Raw genomic sequence first — 19,718 nt, forward strand, 5'->3', positions numbered from 1 at the left:
TTTACCAGATTACAAAATTAATTATTTAAGTTGCATTTAAAATGGTAAAACTAAAAAAGTATAACGGATTTTTAAAACTTTTTGTTATATTCTTAACACTTTTTTCAATCTCTTCTTGTGGAACGAAAAATTACAATTTAACTAAAATTGAAGGCAAACAGCTCCCTGTTACAGAAAAAGCCTCAGAAACACCTGAAATTGAAAACTTTATAAAACCTTATCGAGATCATATTAACCAAGATTTGGATAATGTTTTAGCTTATTGTCCTGAAACATTAGACAAAAGCACAGGAAAATGGCAAACTAGCATTGGCAGTTTATTAGCTGATGTTTGTATTGAAAGAGGAAATATTGTTTTTAAAGAACGTGAAAAAAAAGAAATTGATTTGTGCCTTTTAAATCATGGCGGTATTCGTGCTATTCTTCCTAAAGGCAATGTAACAACAAGAACTGCTTTTGAAATTATGCCTTTTGAAAATAATCTTGTTGTGTTAGCTCTAAAAGGTGAGCAAATTCAAGATATCGCTGCTTATATAATAAAGGAGAAAAAACCTCAACCTTTGTCAGGAATGACTTTTAATATTACAAAACAGAACACAGCAAAAAATATTCAGATACAAGGAAAACCGCTTGATCTAAATAAAACTTATTATGTTGCCACTAATGATTATTTAGCGAATGGTGGCGATAGCATGACTTTCTTCGCAAAAAGCACTGAGAAATTCGATCTAAACTACAAGCTTAGAAATGTATTGATTGATTATTTTAAAGAAGTAGACACTGTTGTTGCTCCGAAAAATATCAGAATTACTGAAGAATAAAAATTACACAAAACAAGAAGCATTTAGCTAAAAAAATATAAAATGAAAAGAAGAGAGTTTATCGAAAAAACAGCAGCAAGTACTGCCCTACTAAGTTTAGGATTGTCTTTGAGCAGTTTTGAAACTAACGATATAAAACATTTAACTGTTTTACATACTAATGATGTGCATAGCCATATCGATCCTTTTCCTGCTGATGATCCACGTAATCCTAATAAAGGCGGTGTGTCTCGTCGTGCGGCATTAATTGAATCTATTCGAAAAGAAAATCCAAATTTACTTTTGCTAGACGCAGGTGATATTTTTCAAGGAACTCCTTATTTTAATTATTATGGAGGTGAATTGGAGTTCAAATTAATGAGCATGATGAAATATGATGCTTCAACAATTGGGAATCATGATTTTGATAATGGTCTAGACGGATTATACGCACAACTTCCTCACGCTACTTTTGATTTTATCAATTCTAACTATGATTTCAAAAATACAGTTATGGACGGGCAAGTAAAGCCATATAAAATCTTTAACAAAAATGGAATTAAAGTTGGTGTTTTTGGTGTTGGAATTGAATTAGCTGGTTTAGTAGACAAAAAAATGTATTTGGAGACTGTTTACAACGATCCTGTTGAAGTGGCTCAAGATATGACGAAGCTCTTAAAACAGGAGCAAAAATGTGATTTGGTGATTTGCCTTTCTCACATTGGATACAATTATAAAGATGATGCTTCAAAAATTTCAGATTTGAAATTTGCCGCACAAACCCAAGATATCGATTTAATTATTGGCGGGCACACGCATACTTTTCTAGACAAACCAACTATTGTAAAAAACAAAGCTGGAAAAGATGTCTTAGTTAATCAAGTAGGTTGTTACGGAATTAATTTAGGCAGAATTGACTTTTATTTCGATAAAAACAAAGTTCATACCAACCAAAGCGCCTCTATTGTTGTATAGGTCTGTTTTGAATTCTAGCCTTTTCTAAAAAATATTCTACCATAAAATAATAAGCTAGAACTTGAGTTACATCGCGTATTAAAACTAAAACAACAGAATACGAGAAATATTCATTGAAAATATAAAATATATCTGAGAAGATATAACTTACAGCCATTAGGGACATTAATAAAGTAATATGTGTCCCTTTTGTGATGTAACTTACAAAACAGAAATAACTCATTATACTTAGTATAATTCCATAAAAAATATAGATAAAATTAAATCTGTCCAAACTGTCCAATTTTATACTTAAAACAGAAATAAGTAAATAGACAATAAAAACTACCACAATCGAAATTGGCAGCACATCTCTTCTTGTTAACTGTATTCTTTCGTGTTCCCTAATAAATATCAATACAATTAAGGTGTAAACAATAAGGAAACTAATAACACCTCCCAATTCAATATCCATTAAATCAAAAACTTGCCCAACAAAACAAAAGAAGAAAATAGCTCCTTCTGTTTTTCTAATCTCGAATTCGCTGCTTATTAAAAAATAAATAAAAATAGCCGGAAGAATAATGGCTTTGGCATACGTCGCAAAAACATCTTGCTGTGTCCAATCGAAAATAATGGTACACAGCAAAGCCAAAAAAAACAGAATTAATGACGGCTTATTCGGTTTCATTTAATTTGGTTATAAAATCTTCTTCCGACAATATTGGAATATTAAGCTTAGTAGCCTTTTCTAACTTAGCTGGTCCCATATTATCTCCTGCAACAACAAAATCTGTTTTTGCAGAAATAGAGCTTCCCACTTTACCTCCATTGTCTTCAATGGTTTTCTTCAATTCATCTCTTGAAAATTGACTAAAGACTCCTGAAACTACAAATGTTTTTCCAACGAATTTTTCTGTAGCGTTTGGATTTATCTTTTCTTCAATTTCAAATTGTATTCCGTAGCTTTTTAAACGTTCAATAATCTTCTGATTTTCTTCGTTTTCAAAGAATTCAATGACACTTTTTGCAATTCTTTCACCAATTTCATCAACCAAAATTAAATCCATTAAAGAAGCTTTGCTTAAAGCATCAATATTTTTATAATGTTTAGCTAATTTTTTAGCTACAGTTTCGCCAACAAAACGAATTCCAAGCGCAAACAAAACACTTTCAAACGGAATCTCTTTTGATTTCTGAACTCCATTTACCAAGTTTTCTGCAGATTTCTGAGCCATTCTTTCTAAATGCAGAATGTCTTCTACTTTCAATTCATAAAGATCGGCATAATTATGAACCAAATTATTTTTGAAAAGTAAAGCGACAGTTTCTCCTCCAAGTCCTTCAATATCCATTGCTTTTCTTGAGATATAATGTTGCACTCTTCCTATAATTTGCGGAGGACATCCATAGAAATTTGGGCAATAATGATTTGCTTCGCCTTCATTTCTAACTAATTCTGTCTGGCATTCTGGGCAATGCGTAATGTATTGTGTCGGTTCTGAATTTTCTGGACGTTTATCTAAATCTACTGCGATAATTTTTGGAATAATTTCTCCACCTTTTTCAACAAAAACGGTATCATTTATTCTGATATCTAGTTTTTCAATTTGATCTGCATTATGAAGTGAAGCTCTTTTTACAATAGTTCCAGCAAGCTGTACAGGTTCTAAATTTGCAACTGGAGTTATAGCGCCCGTTCTTCCAACTTGATAAGAAATTGATTTTAATTTTGTTGAAACTTGTTCAGATTTAAATTTATAAGCAATTGCCCAACGAGGCGATTTTGCCGTATAACCTAATTCTTCTTGATGCTGAATACTGTTTACTTTGATAACAACTCCATCTGTTTCGTAAGGCAGATTATGACGGTGAACGTCCCAGTAATCGATAAAGTCAAAAACTTCGTGCATGTTATTGACTAATTTTGCTTCTTTAGGTACTTTGAATCCCCAGTTTCTAGCCGATTCTAAACCTTCAAATTGTGAAGAAAAAGGCAGATTATTTCCTGTAACAAAATACAATAAACATTCTAAAGGTCTTTTGGCAACCTCAGCACTATCTTGTAGTTTTAAACTTCCTGAAGCTGTATTTCTAGGATTTGAATATGGAGTTTCACCAATTTCAATTAATTCCTGATTCATTTTTTCGAATCCGGCAAATGGAAGAATGATTTCGCCACGGATATCAAATTTATCTGGATAATTTCCTTTTAAATGTAAAGGAATAGATTTTATCGTTTTAATATTGTTTGTTACCTCATCTCCTTGAAAACCGTCTCCACGAGTCAACGCTTGAACTAATTTTCCGTTTTCGTAACTAATGCTAATAGAAGCACCATCATATTTTAATTCGCAAGTATATTGCAAACTAACATTTCCTAATACTTTTTGAATACGATTTTCCCAATCTAAAAGGTCTTCTTTAGAATATGAATTGTCTAAAGAATACATTCTATATTGATGCGCGATTGTTCTAAAATTTTTAGTAATTGCCCCACCAACTCTTTGCGTTGGCGAATTCTCATCAAAAAATTCTGGATGTTTGTTTTCTAAATCTTGAAGTTCTTTCAGTTTTATATCAAAATCATAGTCTGAAATTGTAGCATTATCTAACACATAATAATTGTAATTATGTTGATTAAGTTCATTTCTAAGGTTTTGAATGGTCTCTTGAATGCTCATAAAAAATTCTAAAATATTGCAGATTATAAATGTGAAAAACTTTATATCAAAATTAGAATTTATTTTTGTTCAAAAGCATAAAAAATGAAAGTTTTAAAAAATCAAAAATCAGACTGCAAATTCATGCAGTCTGATTTTCTCCTTGTCCATTATTCTTAAAAAAGAATTAATAAAACCAACTTCCAAATGGTTTCGACGTTCTATATTTTTCATTGATAATCAAAGATTTACAACGCAAATATAGGACTATTTTTGAATAATGATAAAATCGGAACGTCTATTTAAAAGGTGTTCCTCTTCTGTACATTTTACACCATTTTTACATTTATTAATCAAGCGAGTTTCGCCGTAACCAATTGCGCTTTCAATTCGAGAAGGATCTATACCTTGCGAAAGAATATAATCTCTTGTTGATTTTGCTCTATTGTCTGAAAGTTTCAGGTTGTAAGCATCTTTTCCGCGTGAATCTGTATGCGATTCAATTTTAATAACGATTTTTGGAAATTTCTGCATAATGAAAACTACTTTAGACAACTCTTCTATCGCTTTTGGTGTAATATCGAATTTATCGTAGTCAAAGTAAATTGGGTTTACATCGACTTTTTCGACTCCTTTTTTCTTCACAACTAGATCGTCATAGTTACTCAATTCAAAGTTTACATCTTTGATTTCGCCACCATTATTGCCCGTCGTTTCTACCATTCTGTCATCGCTACTGTAATTTGGTTTAGCAGCAATCATTTTAACCACTTTATTGCAAGGAACTTCTATAGCATATTTTCCTTCGAAATTAGTTGTAGTTTCTCCTAAAATCTCACTAAAAGAATTGTATGCCACAATGGTTACATCTGCCAATGGTTTCTTGCTTTTATGGTCTATTGCCATTCCTGAAATACTTTGGTTACAGATTGGTTTTCCTTTTACGAAAGAATAAATATCATCATCGCCTTTTCCTCCAGCTCTATTAGAAGATAAATAACCATTGGTACCCGCTTTGTCAATTATAAAAGAGAAATCATCTTTATTGCTGTTAACCGGTGCACCTAAATTTCTTGGAGTTGTAAAATTTCCATCAGATAAAAATTTACTTTCATAAACATCAAGATCTCCGTAACCATAATGTCCATCAGAAGAAAAGTACAAAACTCCGTTTTGGAAAAATGGAAAGACTTCATTACCAATTGTATTAATTGTCGGGCCTAAATTAGCTGGCGTACTCATTGTTCCGTCTCCAGCAATTTTTACCACATATAAATCAGTTTCTCCATAACCGCCTGGCATATCTGATGCAAAAAACAACCATTGTCCATCTTCACTTAATGCAGGATGTCCAACCGAATATTCATCGCTATCAAAAAATACTTTTTGCGGATTTTCTAGTTTATTGTCTACAATTGACCCTTTGATAATCTGAAAATTATTGATTCTTGCTTCATCAATAACCAGTTTATTTTTCTTCACAATATTGGTCGAATAATAAATGGTTTTTCCCTGACTATCAAAACTTGCCGTAGCTTCATGATATTTCGTCATTACGTTTGGCAAGAAAACCGTTTCGTTAAACAAACTTCCATCAGCGGGGTTTCTTTCTGCAACATATAAATTTAGAAAAGGCTGATTATTCCAAGTATATAGTTTTTCGCTAAACTTAGTTGTATCACGAGCCGATGTAAATACGACATTATCTTTAAAGAAAGTAGCTCCAAAATCTGATTTACTTGTATTAATATCTAAATTTTTAATGGTATAAAGCGGTTTTGTTTTCGATACGCTGTCCATATATTTTTTTTGATCAACATATCGTTTAATTTCTGCTTTATCTCCTTTTTTATCCAGATACTCTTTCGTGATTTTATCTGCTTCGTCATAATCCATAACAGCTTTCATTGATTGGATATAACGCAAATAGTAAATATCAGTCAGATTATTTCCTTGAGCTTCATACAGTTTTCTATACCATTTAAGAGCATTTCTAGAGTCAGAAATAAAATAATACGAATCTGCAGCATTTTTCAAAGTCTGAGTTGAAGGATCTTTGATGTTTTGCAAAATTTCCTCATAAGCTTTAGAAGCATCTAAGTAGGCATAATCTCTAAACAAAGCATCAGCTTTCTTCAAATTTGTTTTTTGAGCGAAACTAAACGTGACGCTCAAAATTAAACATAGGATATATAGTTTTCTCATAAGTTTTATTTTTAGAAGAATCGAGGAGATTTAATTTTGCTTTGTTTTTGAACAAATTGATAACGTAAGATGATTTCGTGTGAACCATCATTGTATTTATTCAATTCGCTTACAGTGTAATCAAATGAATATCCAAGGAAAAAACTTGGCGCTATTTGAAAACCAGCCAGTATACTAACAGAATCATCTGTTCGATACGCTCCTCCTATAACAAACTTTTCTTGAATCATAAAATTTGCTGATATGTCTGCCGTAATTGGTGCTCCACTTACTGCTTTTACTAAAAATGCTGGTTTGAATTTCAAATTCGGATTCAAATCGAAAACGTAACCTCCCATTAAGTAAAAATGCATACGATCATAATCTATAGATTCCTGAACATCATCATAGTAATTATTTTTAAGAAAACTAGGAACAGAAAGCCCTACATACCATTTATTTGTATAATAGTAAATTCCGGCTCCAACTGCTAATTTTATTTGGTTGTTGATATTCTGATTTAACAAGACATCATCATTATCATAATATCTTCCTTTAGACCAATCTATGTTTAACATTCTTGCTCCCGCTTTTAAACCAAAAGCAAGCCTTTTTTCGTATCCTAAAGGAACAGAATAAGCAAAATTTCCATCGAAATATAGTTCATCTGAAGGCCCAATTTTATCATTTACAATACTCAATCCTAATCCCAAGTTCTCATTTCTAAGTGGAGAATGAATAGAGAAAGATTGCGTTTGTGGTGCTCCGGAAATTCCAACCCATTGCGAACGATACAAAAGTGCTGCTTCTGTTGCGCCAGTAGACCCAGCATAAGCTGGATTTACTGACATTGTATTATACATATACTGAGTATATTGAGGCTCTTGCTGCGCTGTTGCGCAAACCGTGATAAAAGAACATATTAAAATAAAATACGTTTCTAATGATTTTATATATAGTTTCATAACGATACTTATTTAGTTTAATTAATTTGATTAATAGAAGTCGCTTATCTCATAATAGACAACCAGCCTTTTTTAACCGTTCCATCTCCAATGGTTATCACATAAAAATAAGTACCTGTTGGCAACATATCTCCTCTATTAACTACTCCAGACACATTTGCTGTTCCGTCCCAATCATTTTCATAATGCACTTTACTGTACACTAATGCTCCGTATCTGTTAAACACCTTCAATTCGTTGTTCGGATGTGTTTCGATACAATCAATTCTGAACAGATCATTTTTACCATCGTTGTTTGGTGTAAACTCATTGTAAACAGTTAAACAAATTGGTTCTAATGTTACTGAAGCGGAATTGTTTGTTGCATCAACATCTAAAGGAGTTGAAGTCTCAACAGTTGCTGTACTTGTATAAGTACCGCCTGGTAATACCTCAGCAATTATTGTTAGTGTTACACTTTCGCCAGCATTTAATCTTGGTATTGTCCAAAGTTGTGTTGTTGGATCGTAAGTTCCTGTAGATGTAGAAGAACTCACCAATTCTAAACCACTAGGAATCAAATTACTTACAACTGTATTGATAAAATCACCTTCACCAACATTGTTTACAGTTACAGTAAATGTTACTTGCTCACCAAAATTTGGAGTCGGATTATTAACTGTATTTGTTATCGTTAAATCTGAACAACTAGATACACTAACATTTAGAGTTTTGATTGTTCTTTCATCACAAGTATTTACATAAGCCACTGTTACTGTTCCAGGTCCAATGTCTGACCAAGATACTGTTACAGAACCATCTGATGTTGTACCACCCGAAACAATTGTTCCGCCAGTAATAGTCCATAGATAATTAGATTTTCCATTTGCAATTGAATAAGTTACTCCTTTGAAAACACATGGAGTACTATCTGTAGTTGCAATTTGATAAGCAGCGTCATTTTCGAATGAAACTGTAATGGCTAATCTTGGTGCGTTATCACAACCATTTGTTGTATTACTTAATGCAGCAGCATAATATGTTGTTGCTGTAAGTGGCGTGTTAGCTGGTAATGGTGTTCCGCCAGTTGCAGTAGCGTAGTAAACTACATTTGCTTCATTTACCACAATATTAGCTACCGTTGGCGCCAAATTTAAACAGAATGTCTGATTTGTACTTGGTGCTGTTACGACAACTGGTGCATTAACATTTACCGTTACTGCTAATCGAACTGGGTTTTCACAACCAACTGCGCTAGAAATTGCACCATAATAGATACCTGTCGTAAGAGCTGTTGTTGCTGGAAGTGCAGTTCCGCCTGTTGCTGTTCTGTACCAAACTACATTTGCCTCATTTACTTGAATGTTTGCAACTGTTGGAGAATTTAATGTACAGAAATTTTGAGTTGCATTAGCAGTTGTTGGAGTTCCGCTTGGATCAACAACTGTAACCGTAACTTGTAAACGAGTTGTACTTTCACAACCTGTTGCAGCATCTACAATATTTCCAAAATAAATTCCAGAAGTTAAAGCTGTTCCTGCTACAATTGGCGTTCCTCCTGTCGCAGAAGTGTACCAAGTTACATTACTTTCGTTAACCTGAATATTAGCAATTGTCGGTGCATTAGCTGAACAGAAAGTCTGGCTCGCATTATTAGTTGTTGGATTAATTGTATTTCCAACTGTTACCGCAACTTGTAATCTTACACTACTTTCGCAACCAGTCGTTGGATCTTTTATAGCTCCATAGTAAGTTGCAGTTGTTAAAGCTGTTGTAGAAGCCAAAGCAGTACCGCCAGTTTGAGTTGTAAACCAAATTACATTACTCTCATTTACTTGGATATTAGCAACTGTAGGGTTTGTTCCTGAACAAAAAGTTTGTGCAGTTGCAGGTGTTGTAGGTGTTGTTGGATCTGTTACCAATACATCTACAGTCAATCTAGTACTACTCTCACATCCTGTTGTTGGATCTGAAATTGCTGCAAAATATTGTCCTGTTGTTAAAGCTGTTGTTGATGGAATCATAGTTCCGCCTGTTGCAGCAGTATACCAAACAATATTAGCCTGATTCGTCTGAATACTTGCAAATGTCGGCGCGTTCACCACACAGAAGTTTTGTGTTCCTGCTGTTACTAGAGTTGGCGTTCCTGGATCATTTACAATAACATCAACTGTTAATCTAGCAGCACTTTCACAACCTGTAGTTGGATCAGAAATTGCCGCAAAGTATTGTCCAGTAGTTAAAGCTGTTGTTGATGGAATTAGAGTTCCGCCTGTTAAAGCTGTATACCAAACAATATTAGTTTGAGTCGTTTGGATACTTGCAAATGTTGGTGCATTTTCCTTACAGAAATTTTGTGTTCCAGCTGTTACCAATGTCGGCGTTCCCGGATCATTAACAATTACATCAACTGTTAGTCTAGTTGCGCTAGCACATCCAGTTGCAGGATCTAAAATTGCTGCAAAATATTGTCCTGTTGTCAAGGCTGTTGTTGATGGAATTAAAGTTCCACCCGTTAAAGCTGTATACCAAACAATATTTGTTTCATTAGTCTGAATGCTCGCAAATGTTGGTGCATCTTCTCTACAGAAGCTTTGTGTTCCTGCCGTTACCAATGTTGGCGTAGCTGGATTATTTACAATGACATCAACTGTTAATCTTGTAGCACTTTCACAGCCAGTTGTTGGATCTGAAATTGCTGCGAAGTATTGTCCAGTGGTTAAAGCTGTAGTAGATGGAATTAGAGTTCCACCTGTTGCAGCTGTATACCATACAATATTAGGCTGATTAGTCTGAATACTTGCAAATGTTGGTGCATTTTCAAGACAGAAATTTTGTGTTCCTGCTGTTACTAATGTTGGTGTTCCTGGATCAGTAACTGTTACGGTAACAGCTAATCTCACACTGCTTTCACATCCAAACACAATATCTGTCGCTCCAGCATAATAAATTCCATTTACTAAAGGAGTTGTAGAAGCCAATTGCGCTCCACCTGTAGGCGTAGCATACCAAACAACATTTGTTTCATTTACTTGAATGTTCGCAATTGTTGGCATCGTAGACAAACAAAAATCTTGAGTCGCATCTGTAGTTGTTGGCGTATTTGGATCATTAATTAGTATTACGGCATCTTGTAATGTTCCTGCAAGATTTTCACAAGTATTAGTACTTGAAACTGCTACATAATAAGTTATAGGGCTCATTGACTCAGTCAATCCTGTTGCCGTTAATTGACCAGCAGCATTTATTGCATAAGTAACACCGTTGATAACCGCTCCATTAGTGATAGGCTGTGTTTTATTTGCATCTAAATACCACGTAAATACAGGGCTTGCTAATGTTGGTGCGGTTGGAGTTAATGTTGCAGGTGAATCATGACAAACTGTAACATCATCAACTAAAATATCATTTGCTGTAGAAGGAGGTAAAATTGTAAATGTAATCTGTTTTCTATCTGCAGCTGCAGTTAAACAAAATTCATCTGAACTTACTCCAACATAATAAGTATAAGTTCCAGGTGCCAATCCGTTTACTACTAATTGTGATGTTGTTTCTCCTGCAATAAGCTGACTTGTAGTTCCATCAAAACTATACCAAGAATAAACTGGATTAGTTAATAATGGTGTTCCACTTAAACTTGTTGCTAAAGTTACTGATCCAGAAGCTGTACAAACAGATGTTGATGTTCCTCCATTTAAAGTAATATCTGTTAAAGCATTCACTGGAGCTGAAGCTTTTACTTCAACTGTAACTTCGCCTCTTGCAAAGGTTTCACAGCCATAACGTACTGGCTGTACGTAATATTTATAAATTCCTGCCGGCAAATTAGCTGGTAATGTATATGAAATACCTGTAGATAATGAATTTCCACCAGTAATCGCATCATACCAAATATAGGTAGAACAAGCTTCTTCTGGTATTTGAAGTGTAATTGTACTTCCTGGGCAGACCGTTATTTTATTTTGTGGATCTGCACCAATAACTGTTGTATTTGCTGTTCTTTCTACAGTATGAACTCTTAAGAAATCTAATACTCCTGCAACACCTCCTAAACGAATTCTAACTCTATCGTAGATTTCTGTTGGTGAAGAAACTAGTACCATAGCTAAAGAGTTTCCTGGTAATAATCTTATACTTAATAATGTACTTGTATTCTGAATTGGAGCTCCAACAGCAACATTACCTAAGTAACGCTGAATTGTAAATCCAGTAAGTAAGTTAACATCTAAAAGTGCTCCTGGTTTAGAAATTACAATTCTTAAAGTATCACTTACTACAGAAGGAGTTTTAAATTGCACTGTTAAATCAGCTGCTGCTAAAGCCCCAACTCCACTATACATAGTCGCAAAAGTTGTTACATCATTATCCGCAATATTCCATGCATCACTTACCCCAACGGCAGCTGTTACTGCTCCCACAGGAAGACCTAAATCTGTTGCTCCGTAGAAAATATCCTGAATATCTCCAGGAGTACATGCTACTGCAGTAACTTGTCTATTATAATGAGCATCAAATACTTTTGTATTTTGAGCAACACTTAATATTGACGCAGATTGAATTCTAATTCCATCATAATCTTGTGGTCCTGAAGCATCTGAAGGAACAAAAGTAAATTCATAAGTATTATCTCCTGAAATTAAATTTAATAATGAACCTGAAACAGATTGCATTGCTCCAATATCAACTCCATTTTTAGTTCCAATAACTGATAAATTCTGACCAACAGCTAATAAACTGTATTCTGAACCTAATTTAATTGTTACTGGTGTACCTTTAGCGATGTTAGTTGGCCAAGTTAAATTTTGCCAAGTTGTACCAACACCTAAAAGTCCTACTCCTGTAGTAATTGTTGAGAATGTTTGTGGATTTCCATCTACGGCATTTGCTCCGTTAGTAACAGTTCCCGTGATTATTTGCCCAGATGTTTGCCCTGTTGCATAAACTCTTTCTGCCAAAGATTGACAATTACTTAAGTCAATAACATTGATTACTTTTGTTGCAGTTCTACTGCAAATTCCGTCACTAGCAACAGCAGTATAAGTATAAACACCAGGTGTATTTAATATTCCTGTTGAAAAAGGTGGTCCTGTCAAAGCATTCCCTTGTGGGTCAAACCAAGTTACAGTACCAGTCGAAGTTGCTGTTAAGGTTACATTTGTTCCGACATTTACAGATTCTTGAGGATTTGTTACTACTAAACTTGGTAAAGCATTAATAACAACTGTTACAGATTGTCTAGCAGCTGGACAAGTATCACCTGTACGTTGAGCTTCTATTGAATAAATACCTCCTGTTGTAATATTAGCTGCCGCATCAGCAGTAATTACATTATTTGAAGGATCATAAAATGTGTAAGTCGTATTTCCTGAATTATCAAAATTCGTAATTGCATTTCCTAAATTAAAACTACCACAGCCAGGTGCTGGATTAGCATTGACAGTTAAAACGGTAGTTGAAGGAAAATTAACTGTAACTTGTTTTAAATCACCAATTACATTTTCACAAGTTCCTCCATTTGAAGCCGCAATAAAATAACTATAAGGAGTACCTGCTGCACTTAATCCTGAGATTGTCAACGCGCCAGTTGTAGCATCTTTACTAAAAGTAACTCCAGGTTGTGTTGCAACAGTAATTCCAGTTATAATTTCCTGAGTTTTATTTTGATCCGTGTAATATTTAAATTGTGCTCCAGCAATAGCTGTTGATGGATTTAAAACCACTCCACCTGCACAAGTAGCTTCAGCTGGACTTGGAATTACAATATCAGCCGCAGTTGGAATTGGCAATACATTAACTGTTACCGCCTGACGAATACTGTTTTCACAAGTTCCTCCTCTTGTTCCTTGTAAATAATAAGTTGTTGAAGCTGTTAAAGGAGCAGTTGGATTTACAGCTACTATGTTTCCTCCTACAGCAGCATCATACCAAGTGTAAGTTTCTGTTCCCGTAGTTGTTGCTGTCAATGAAGCAGTTCCGCCAACACAAATTGGTGCTGTAGCTCCTGTTATTGTTGCATCTGGATATCTATAAGCTGCTTGGTAGATATATAAATTAGTTAATAGAGAAGCAAGTGCTCCAAATCTAACTTCAACGCGATCAAATGGTGCAGTAGCTTTAAAGCTAGCTTTAAACTTATTTCCAGATAATAACTGAATTCCAACTAAACTATTATTGCTAATAGAAGTTCTATCATTATTATAAGTTGCTCCATTATAAGTTGCAAGACTTACCGAACCTAGCAATGTTACATCTGCTAAACCACCTGGCAATTCTAAATCAACATCTATAATATCTCCAGTTTGTCCAGGATTTGAAAAAATAAGCGTTTGTTGAATATAACTTCCTAAAACTCCAGCTGTTATATTTAAATGTGAATATGTATTGATATCTCCATCAACTGAAGCATTATCATTTGTTACACTACACAATACACAGGCAACACCTGAACTAAGTACAGTTGCCTGAGTTCCTGCCTGTAAACAAGTACTTGCATTTGCTATTACTGTTACTGTAATTGCACCTCTTGCTGAATTAGCACAACCAGTAGCTACATTAACTGCTTCAACATAATATGTTTTATTTGCCGTTAAAGCTGGACTAGGTGTATATGATGTTGCGTTAGTAGCAATTGCAGTTCCTCCTGTTGCTACATCGAACCAATCGTATCTAACTCCTCCAACTGGATTCTGAACAGATAATGTAACTGTTTGTCCAGATTGAATAATAACATTTGATGATGCAAAAGTTGGTGTAGCTGGTATCGGACTAACTGTTAAATTTACCGCAGTACGTGTTGCTGAAGTACAATCGCCAATAGCTGCCTCTACATAGTAATTTGTGTTAACTGTTAATGCAGGAGTAGTAAATGAAGTACCTGTAAATACAAGATTCCCGCCTGTCGCAGCATCATACCAATTATAAACAGTTCCCGCAACTGGCGCTTGAACAGTTATTGTTGTTGATTGTCCGCTACAAATTATTGCAGGTGGTGCAGAAACTACAGGCTGTATTGGATTAGTAATTAATATTTGAACTGGATTTCTTTCACTATTTACACAACCATTTCTCGTAACTTGCACATAGTAAGTTGTTGGTGCAGTTAAAGCTGGAGTTGTAAATGCTGCTGTAGAAGCCAACGATGTTCCACCCGTCGCAGCGCTATACCAATTTATCGTCTCGCCCACAGCAAGCGCCGCAGTTAAAGTGGTAGTTTGTCCACTACAAATTGTGGTGTTGCCAGTAATAGTTGGCGCTTTAAATCTATAAGTCGCTTGATAAATATCTAAGTTGGTTAATACTGTTGCTAAACCTCCCAATCGAATTTCAACACGATCAAAATTAGCACCAGCAGTAACACTTGCTCTAAAACGATTACCGCTTAATAAGTTTAAGGTAACTAACGAATTATTTATCGAAACTCTATCATTATTGTAAGTTGCTCCATTATAAGTCGCTAAACTAACAACTCCTAATAAAGAGACATCCGCAATACCTCCAGGTAATTCCATTTCAACATCAACAATATCTCCCGCTTTACCCGGATTATTAAATTGTAACGTCTGTTGAACATATCCGTTTATTAAACCAACTGGAACAGTAAGTCTTGTAGCCGTTGCTGCGTTTCCGTCAACAGCATTATTTGGGTTAGTCGAACTACATAACAGACATAAACCATTTTGTACAATCTGCTGACTTCCTGCCTCAAGACAGCCAACCAAAGACGCTGGCTGAACTGTAACCAAAACGGGAACTCTTGCAGCACTAACACAACTTCCGTTTGGACTTTGCGCCTCTACATAATAAGTTTTTGTTGCCGTTAAAATCGGAGTTGTAAAAGTCGTCGTATTTGTTGCAACTGCTGTTCCTCCTGTAGGTACATCATACCAATTTAATTGCGCTCCAACTTCTGGAGTTGTTGCACTTAATGTAGCATTTTGTCCAGATTGAATTGTAACACTCTGGGTCAATACAGTTGGTGTAGCCGGTACAGCTGTCGAAACAACATTAACTTGCGCACGTGTTGGACTAATACAGCTTCCTATAGAAGCTTCTACATAAAATGGAGTAGTTCCTAAAGGTACTGTTGGAGAATAAGTTGTTCCCGTTGCTAATGCAGTTCCGCCACTTGCAACCGAATACCAAGAATAAGTAGTTCCTGGTATAGCATTTAAAACAGATAAAGTAGTTTGCTGAGTTGGTCCAGTAGAACAAACCGTAGTTCCTGAATTATTAATTGCTGGAGCAACCGGATTAGAAACATTTAAAACAACAGGCATACGAACATTTCCTTCACAGCCTGTTATTCTTGAAATTCCTATATAATATGTCGTATTATTAGTCAAAACTGGAGTTGTTAAAGTATTTCCAGTTGCTAATGGAGTTGTAGAAGAAGCCGAACTATACCATGCTAAAGTAGTTCCTGCAGCAGGTGTCGCAGTCAATGTGGCCGTAGATCCAGCACAAATAGTTTGTGTTAAACCTCCCGTTACAGTTGGTTGAGCATATTCTAAGCGAACATCATAAACTCGAAGGACTGTTAATAAATTTACAAGTCCACCAACTTGAATTTGAATATGATTGGCATCACCCGTTAAGGTATATTTTGCCACTGCAACTGTGTTTCCAGTTAGCAAATTTAGATTTAAAAGCGGACTATTTAAAGCCACGCTTGAACCTACATTAGTTCCATTAAGTTTAGTTTGAATTGAAGCACTTGACAATAAACTTACGTCAAGAAGACCATTGCCGGTACCAAAGTAAATAGCAATTTGATCTCCAGCTCTCGCTGTTTGACCTAAATTTAATGTTTCCTCAACAAAACAACCAACTCCAACAGCGCTAGTTAGAGTAGCATAAGTGCTTAAGCCCGCGCTATCAAAAGCGTTGGCAGGACTATCTACATTTAATCCAACACACAATAATCCACCTTGACTATTTGTTTCAGACGTAGGTCTACAAATAGTTTGTGAAAATGCATTACCGCATATTAGAAATAACGTTAAAAGCCCTAATAATCTCTTGTGAAGTTTGAGATTACAAAAAGTAAATTTTTTTTTCATAATTTGGAAGATTAGAAAATGGACAATAAAACACCTCTCGCAATAGGCATAAATGCCTACGCAATTAACAATCAATTATAAATCAAACAGTTAAAACAAAATCTAAAAACTCAAAACCAAGTTTTTAAAAATCCGTTTCGAAAAAAAATTATGTTGAATTCGGCATATCAAAATATGCCATAGAACAAGTTTCATCTCGTGGAGACAAAAAATCTTCTATTTTTTTGGAGGAAAAATGATTGTAGTCAATTTTCCAAGAGGAGTGATTTGTTGTAGGTCTAATTTTCATAATGAAAATTTTTAGTTTAAGCAGAATTGGGGAATTCTCTTTATAATATTTTAGACGAACATTTTTTTAAAGAAATTAACTCTTTACTTTTTAAGTTGATTAGTCTTAAAAATAAAACATTCGCTAATTCTATATATAGCCAATTTGGCCGCATTTAACAGACCCGTCGAAGCGGAAATGAAAAAAACAGCAAAATATTAGCAAATGAAAATTGCGATAAAAATTCTTGACATGAAGTGTTGTTAAATTTATTCTTATAATAAATTAAGTCAAGAATATAATTTAAAACGAAAGCAAAACAAACAACTAAAGTAAATTTGATAAGGAAAGTAATTGTCAACTCCATAGACAGACTTATTAAGTTATTAATGATTTTCTTGAATCTTTGAAATATAAAATGAAACGGTATATTTCTTCTAAAAAGAAATTTTCTAAATCATCCAATTTTTCTCAGAACAGTAAAGCCAAAACTTTGTTTAACTTTTGTATTCTAAAATTAAAAAAAACAAAAACACAAAACAAGGATAAAATTCTTATAATTTACCTCAAAACACTTACTTCTGGATTTACCAGCATTCAAAAACATCAGAAAAATCAACCACTTTAACAAAATTAAGTCGTCATCAATTTCTTAAACAAAAAATCGACGAAAATATGTTAAAAAACAAAAAAGAAAATAAATTCTTACAATTAAGAATAAAACAACCTGAATTTTATCCGTAATATATACCTAACAGTCGACGAAATGTTCAAAAGAATCGGCTTAAACAAAAGATTGAAAGATTAAAAATAAATACGTAGAAATACCTGCTCTAGAAATAAAAAAAGTTTAAACAAAAGTTAAAAAAATAAAAAAAAGGCAAACAATTGCGATTCAATTGTTTGCCTTTTCAAAAATAGAATTTTATGATTTAAGACTCCAAAATGGTGTTAATTTGATTAAAAAGCTGACCATCACTTAAAAAAGCTCCTTGTTTAATCAATTCAAAGATGGAAATATTTCTTTCGTCAGTAAATACTTTTTTTCCAACTTTCATCTCTATATTATCCGTAAACATATTATCGCTTAACCATTGCAAGCCTTCTTTAGTTAAAAAATCAGTTTCTGGAGAAAGCGATTTCAAAACTATAGATTGAATATAAGTATCAAAACAATGAAACAAAAAAATATGATTTTTAGAAAAATGCTCTAAATATTCTGCTCTAGATAAAACCCCTTCCCAAATCAAATCCGAAAAAACATCTAGTTCTTGTTCCGCTACTTCTGGTTTATTGATCTTAAGTTCGTCCCATTCTTTCTTGTCGATTGTCTGAGTTGCCAGAAAACTAGCAAACTCTGCATGCAATTCGTCAAATTGTTCTTTTGTTAATCTTGCGTATTTCATTTCATTTTGGCTTTATGCTTTAAGCCGTAAGCTTTAAGCAAAATGCTTAAAACCATCAACCATAAGTCTAAATTATTATTAACTAAATACTAAAAAAAAATCCCGATTTTCATCGGGATTCTTAAATAGTTCCAAAACTATTACTTTTCAGCAACAATTTCGTATGGTAATTCAACGATTACATCTCTGTGTAAACGGATGCTTGCGTTGTATTTTCCTGTACGTTTAACGATTCCGCTTGTGATGAATTTTCTATCGATAGCGTTACCTGATTTCTCTAATGCTTCAGCAATATCGATATTAGTAACAGAACCAAAAAGTTTTTCTCCACCAGCTTTAGCAGAAATTTTAATTTCAAGAGCTTTTAAAACCTCAGCAGTTGCTTTTGCATCTGCAACGATTTTAGCTTCTTTGTGAGCTCTTTGTTTTAAGTTTTCAGCTAAAACTTTTTTAGCAGAAGGAGTAGCTAAAGTAGCAAATCCTTGAGGAATCAAAAAGTTACGACCGTAACCTGGTTTTACAGATACTACATCATCTTTAAAACCTAAGTTTTGTACGTCTTGTTTTAAAATAATTTCCATGTTGTTGTCCTTATATTTTAGAAGTTAGGTTCTGCTTAAACAGAAACCAGCGACTAGATTTTTATATACTATTTTAATAAATCGGCCACGTATGGCATTAAAGCTAAGTGACGAGCTCTTTTTACAGCTACAGAAACTTTTCTTTGGTATTTTAATGAAGTTCCAGTTAAACGACGAGGAAGAATTTTTCCTTGCTCATTAACGAATTTCAATAAGAAATCAGCATCTTTATAATCGATGTATTTGATTCCAGATTTTTTGAAACGGCAATACTTTTTAGTTTTGTTAGTTTCAATGTTTAAAGGCGTTAAATATCTGATATCTCCGTCTTTTTTTCCTTTTGCAGATTGCTCAATTGTAGACATAATAATTACGCTTTAGTAGATTTTAATTTAGCTCTTCTTCTCTCCGCCCATGAAATAGCATGTTTATCTAAACTTACAGTTAAGAAACGCATAACTCTTTCATCACGTCTAAATTCAGTTTCAAAAGCTAAAAGAACTTCTCCAGCTACTTTGAATTCGAATAAATGGTAAAAACCACTTTTTTTGTTTTGGATTTCGTAAGCCATTTTTTTAAGACCCCAATCCTCTTTCGATACCATTTCAGCTCCTCTACTAGTAAGAAATTCTTCAAATTTCGTTACTGTTTCCTTCACCTGAACTTCAGATAAAACGGGATTTAAAATGAAAACAGTTTCATAATGATTCATAAATACAATATTTATTTGTTAAAATTGGGTGCAAAAGTAATCATTATTTTTAAATAAACAACTTATTTTTTCTTTTATTCGTCATAATGCAAAAAATATACGTCGACTTTAGTTTTTTTTCCAAAAAAACCATTACTTTTACTATTG

General features: G+C 33.9%; 11 protein-coding genes. 2 read left to right on the forward strand and 9 right to left on the reverse strand.

The features are described from left to right. Window positions 1–41: 41 nt before the first annotated feature. A complete protein-coding gene (locus HNP35_RS14790) occupies window positions 42–821 on the forward strand; it encodes a 5'-nucleotidase C-terminal domain-containing protein (RefSeq protein ID WP_184163538.1) in 780 nt (259 codons plus the stop codon). 42 nt (window positions 822–863) lie between these two features. Then, window positions 864–1,775 carry a bifunctional metallophosphatase/5'-nucleotidase gene (locus tag HNP35_RS14795; RefSeq protein WP_184163542.1) on the forward strand — a complete coding sequence of 304 codons (912 nt, stop codon included), beginning with the start codon at window positions 864–866 and terminating at the stop codon, window positions 1,773–1,775. Here the strand turns inward: HNP35_RS14795 and HNP35_RS14800 are convergent. The 9 genes from HNP35_RS14800 to rpsF form a co-directional block, all read right to left on the reverse strand. Then, window positions 1,762–2,445: a lysoplasmalogenase family protein gene (locus HNP35_RS14800; protein ID WP_184163545.1), complete on the reverse strand. Its 684-nt coding sequence runs from the start codon at window positions 2,443–2,445 to the stop codon at window positions 1,762–1,764. The two genes, HNP35_RS14795 and HNP35_RS14800, sit on opposite strands and share 14 nt — an antisense overlap. Further along, a complete protein-coding gene (gene ligA / locus HNP35_RS14805) occupies window positions 2,432–4,438 on the reverse strand; it encodes an NAD-dependent DNA ligase LigA (protein WP_184163548.1) in 2,007 nt (668 codons plus the stop codon). Before ligA ends, HNP35_RS14800 begins: the two co-directional genes overlap by 14 nt. A 246-nt stretch (window positions 4,439–4,684) precedes the next feature. Continuing rightward, window positions 4,685–6,622: an OmpA family protein gene (locus tag HNP35_RS14810; protein ID WP_184163551.1), complete on the reverse strand. Its 1,938-nt coding sequence runs from the start codon at window positions 6,620–6,622 to the stop codon at window positions 4,685–4,687. A gap of 11 nt (window positions 6,623–6,633) precedes the next feature. Continuing rightward, entirely contained in the window at window positions 6,634–7,566 is a 933-nt protein-coding gene (locus HNP35_RS14815) for a PorP/SprF family type IX secretion system membrane protein (RefSeq protein WP_184163553.1), read from the reverse strand. A 44-nt stretch (window positions 7,567–7,610) separates the two neighbouring features. After that, window positions 7,611–16,604, reverse strand: a complete 8,994-nt coding sequence (locus tag HNP35_RS14820) for a gliding motility-associated C-terminal domain-containing protein (RefSeq protein ID WP_184163556.1) — start codon at window positions 16,602–16,604, stop codon at window positions 7,611–7,613. A gap of 1,200 nt (window positions 16,605–17,804) precedes the next feature. Next, on the reverse strand, window positions 17,805–18,278 hold the full coding sequence (locus tag HNP35_RS14825) for a DUF6495 family protein (protein WP_184163559.1): 474 nt from the start codon (window positions 18,276–18,278) through the stop codon (window positions 17,805–17,807). 140 nt (window positions 18,279–18,418) lie between these two features. Next, entirely contained in the window at window positions 18,419–18,859 is a 441-nt protein-coding gene (gene rplI, locus HNP35_RS14830) for a 50S ribosomal protein L9 (protein WP_184163561.1), read from the reverse strand. A 68-nt stretch (window positions 18,860–18,927) separates the two neighbouring features. Then, window positions 18,928–19,224 (reverse strand): 30S ribosomal protein S18, encoded by a 297-nt coding sequence (gene rpsR, locus HNP35_RS14835; protein WP_002987043.1) that lies wholly within the window; start codon window positions 19,222–19,224, stop codon window positions 18,928–18,930. Between the two features lie 5 nt (window positions 19,225–19,229). Continuing rightward, window positions 19,230–19,571 (reverse strand): 30S ribosomal protein S6, encoded by a 342-nt coding sequence (gene rpsF / locus HNP35_RS14840; RefSeq protein WP_068842999.1) that lies wholly within the window; start codon window positions 19,569–19,571, stop codon window positions 19,230–19,232. Window positions 19,572–19,718 lie beyond the last annotated feature (147 nt).

The organism is Flavobacterium notoginsengisoli (genome assembly GCF_014207905.1).
Lineage (GTDB): Bacteria > Bacteroidota > Bacteroidia > Flavobacteriales > Flavobacteriaceae > Flavobacterium > Flavobacterium notoginsengisoli_A.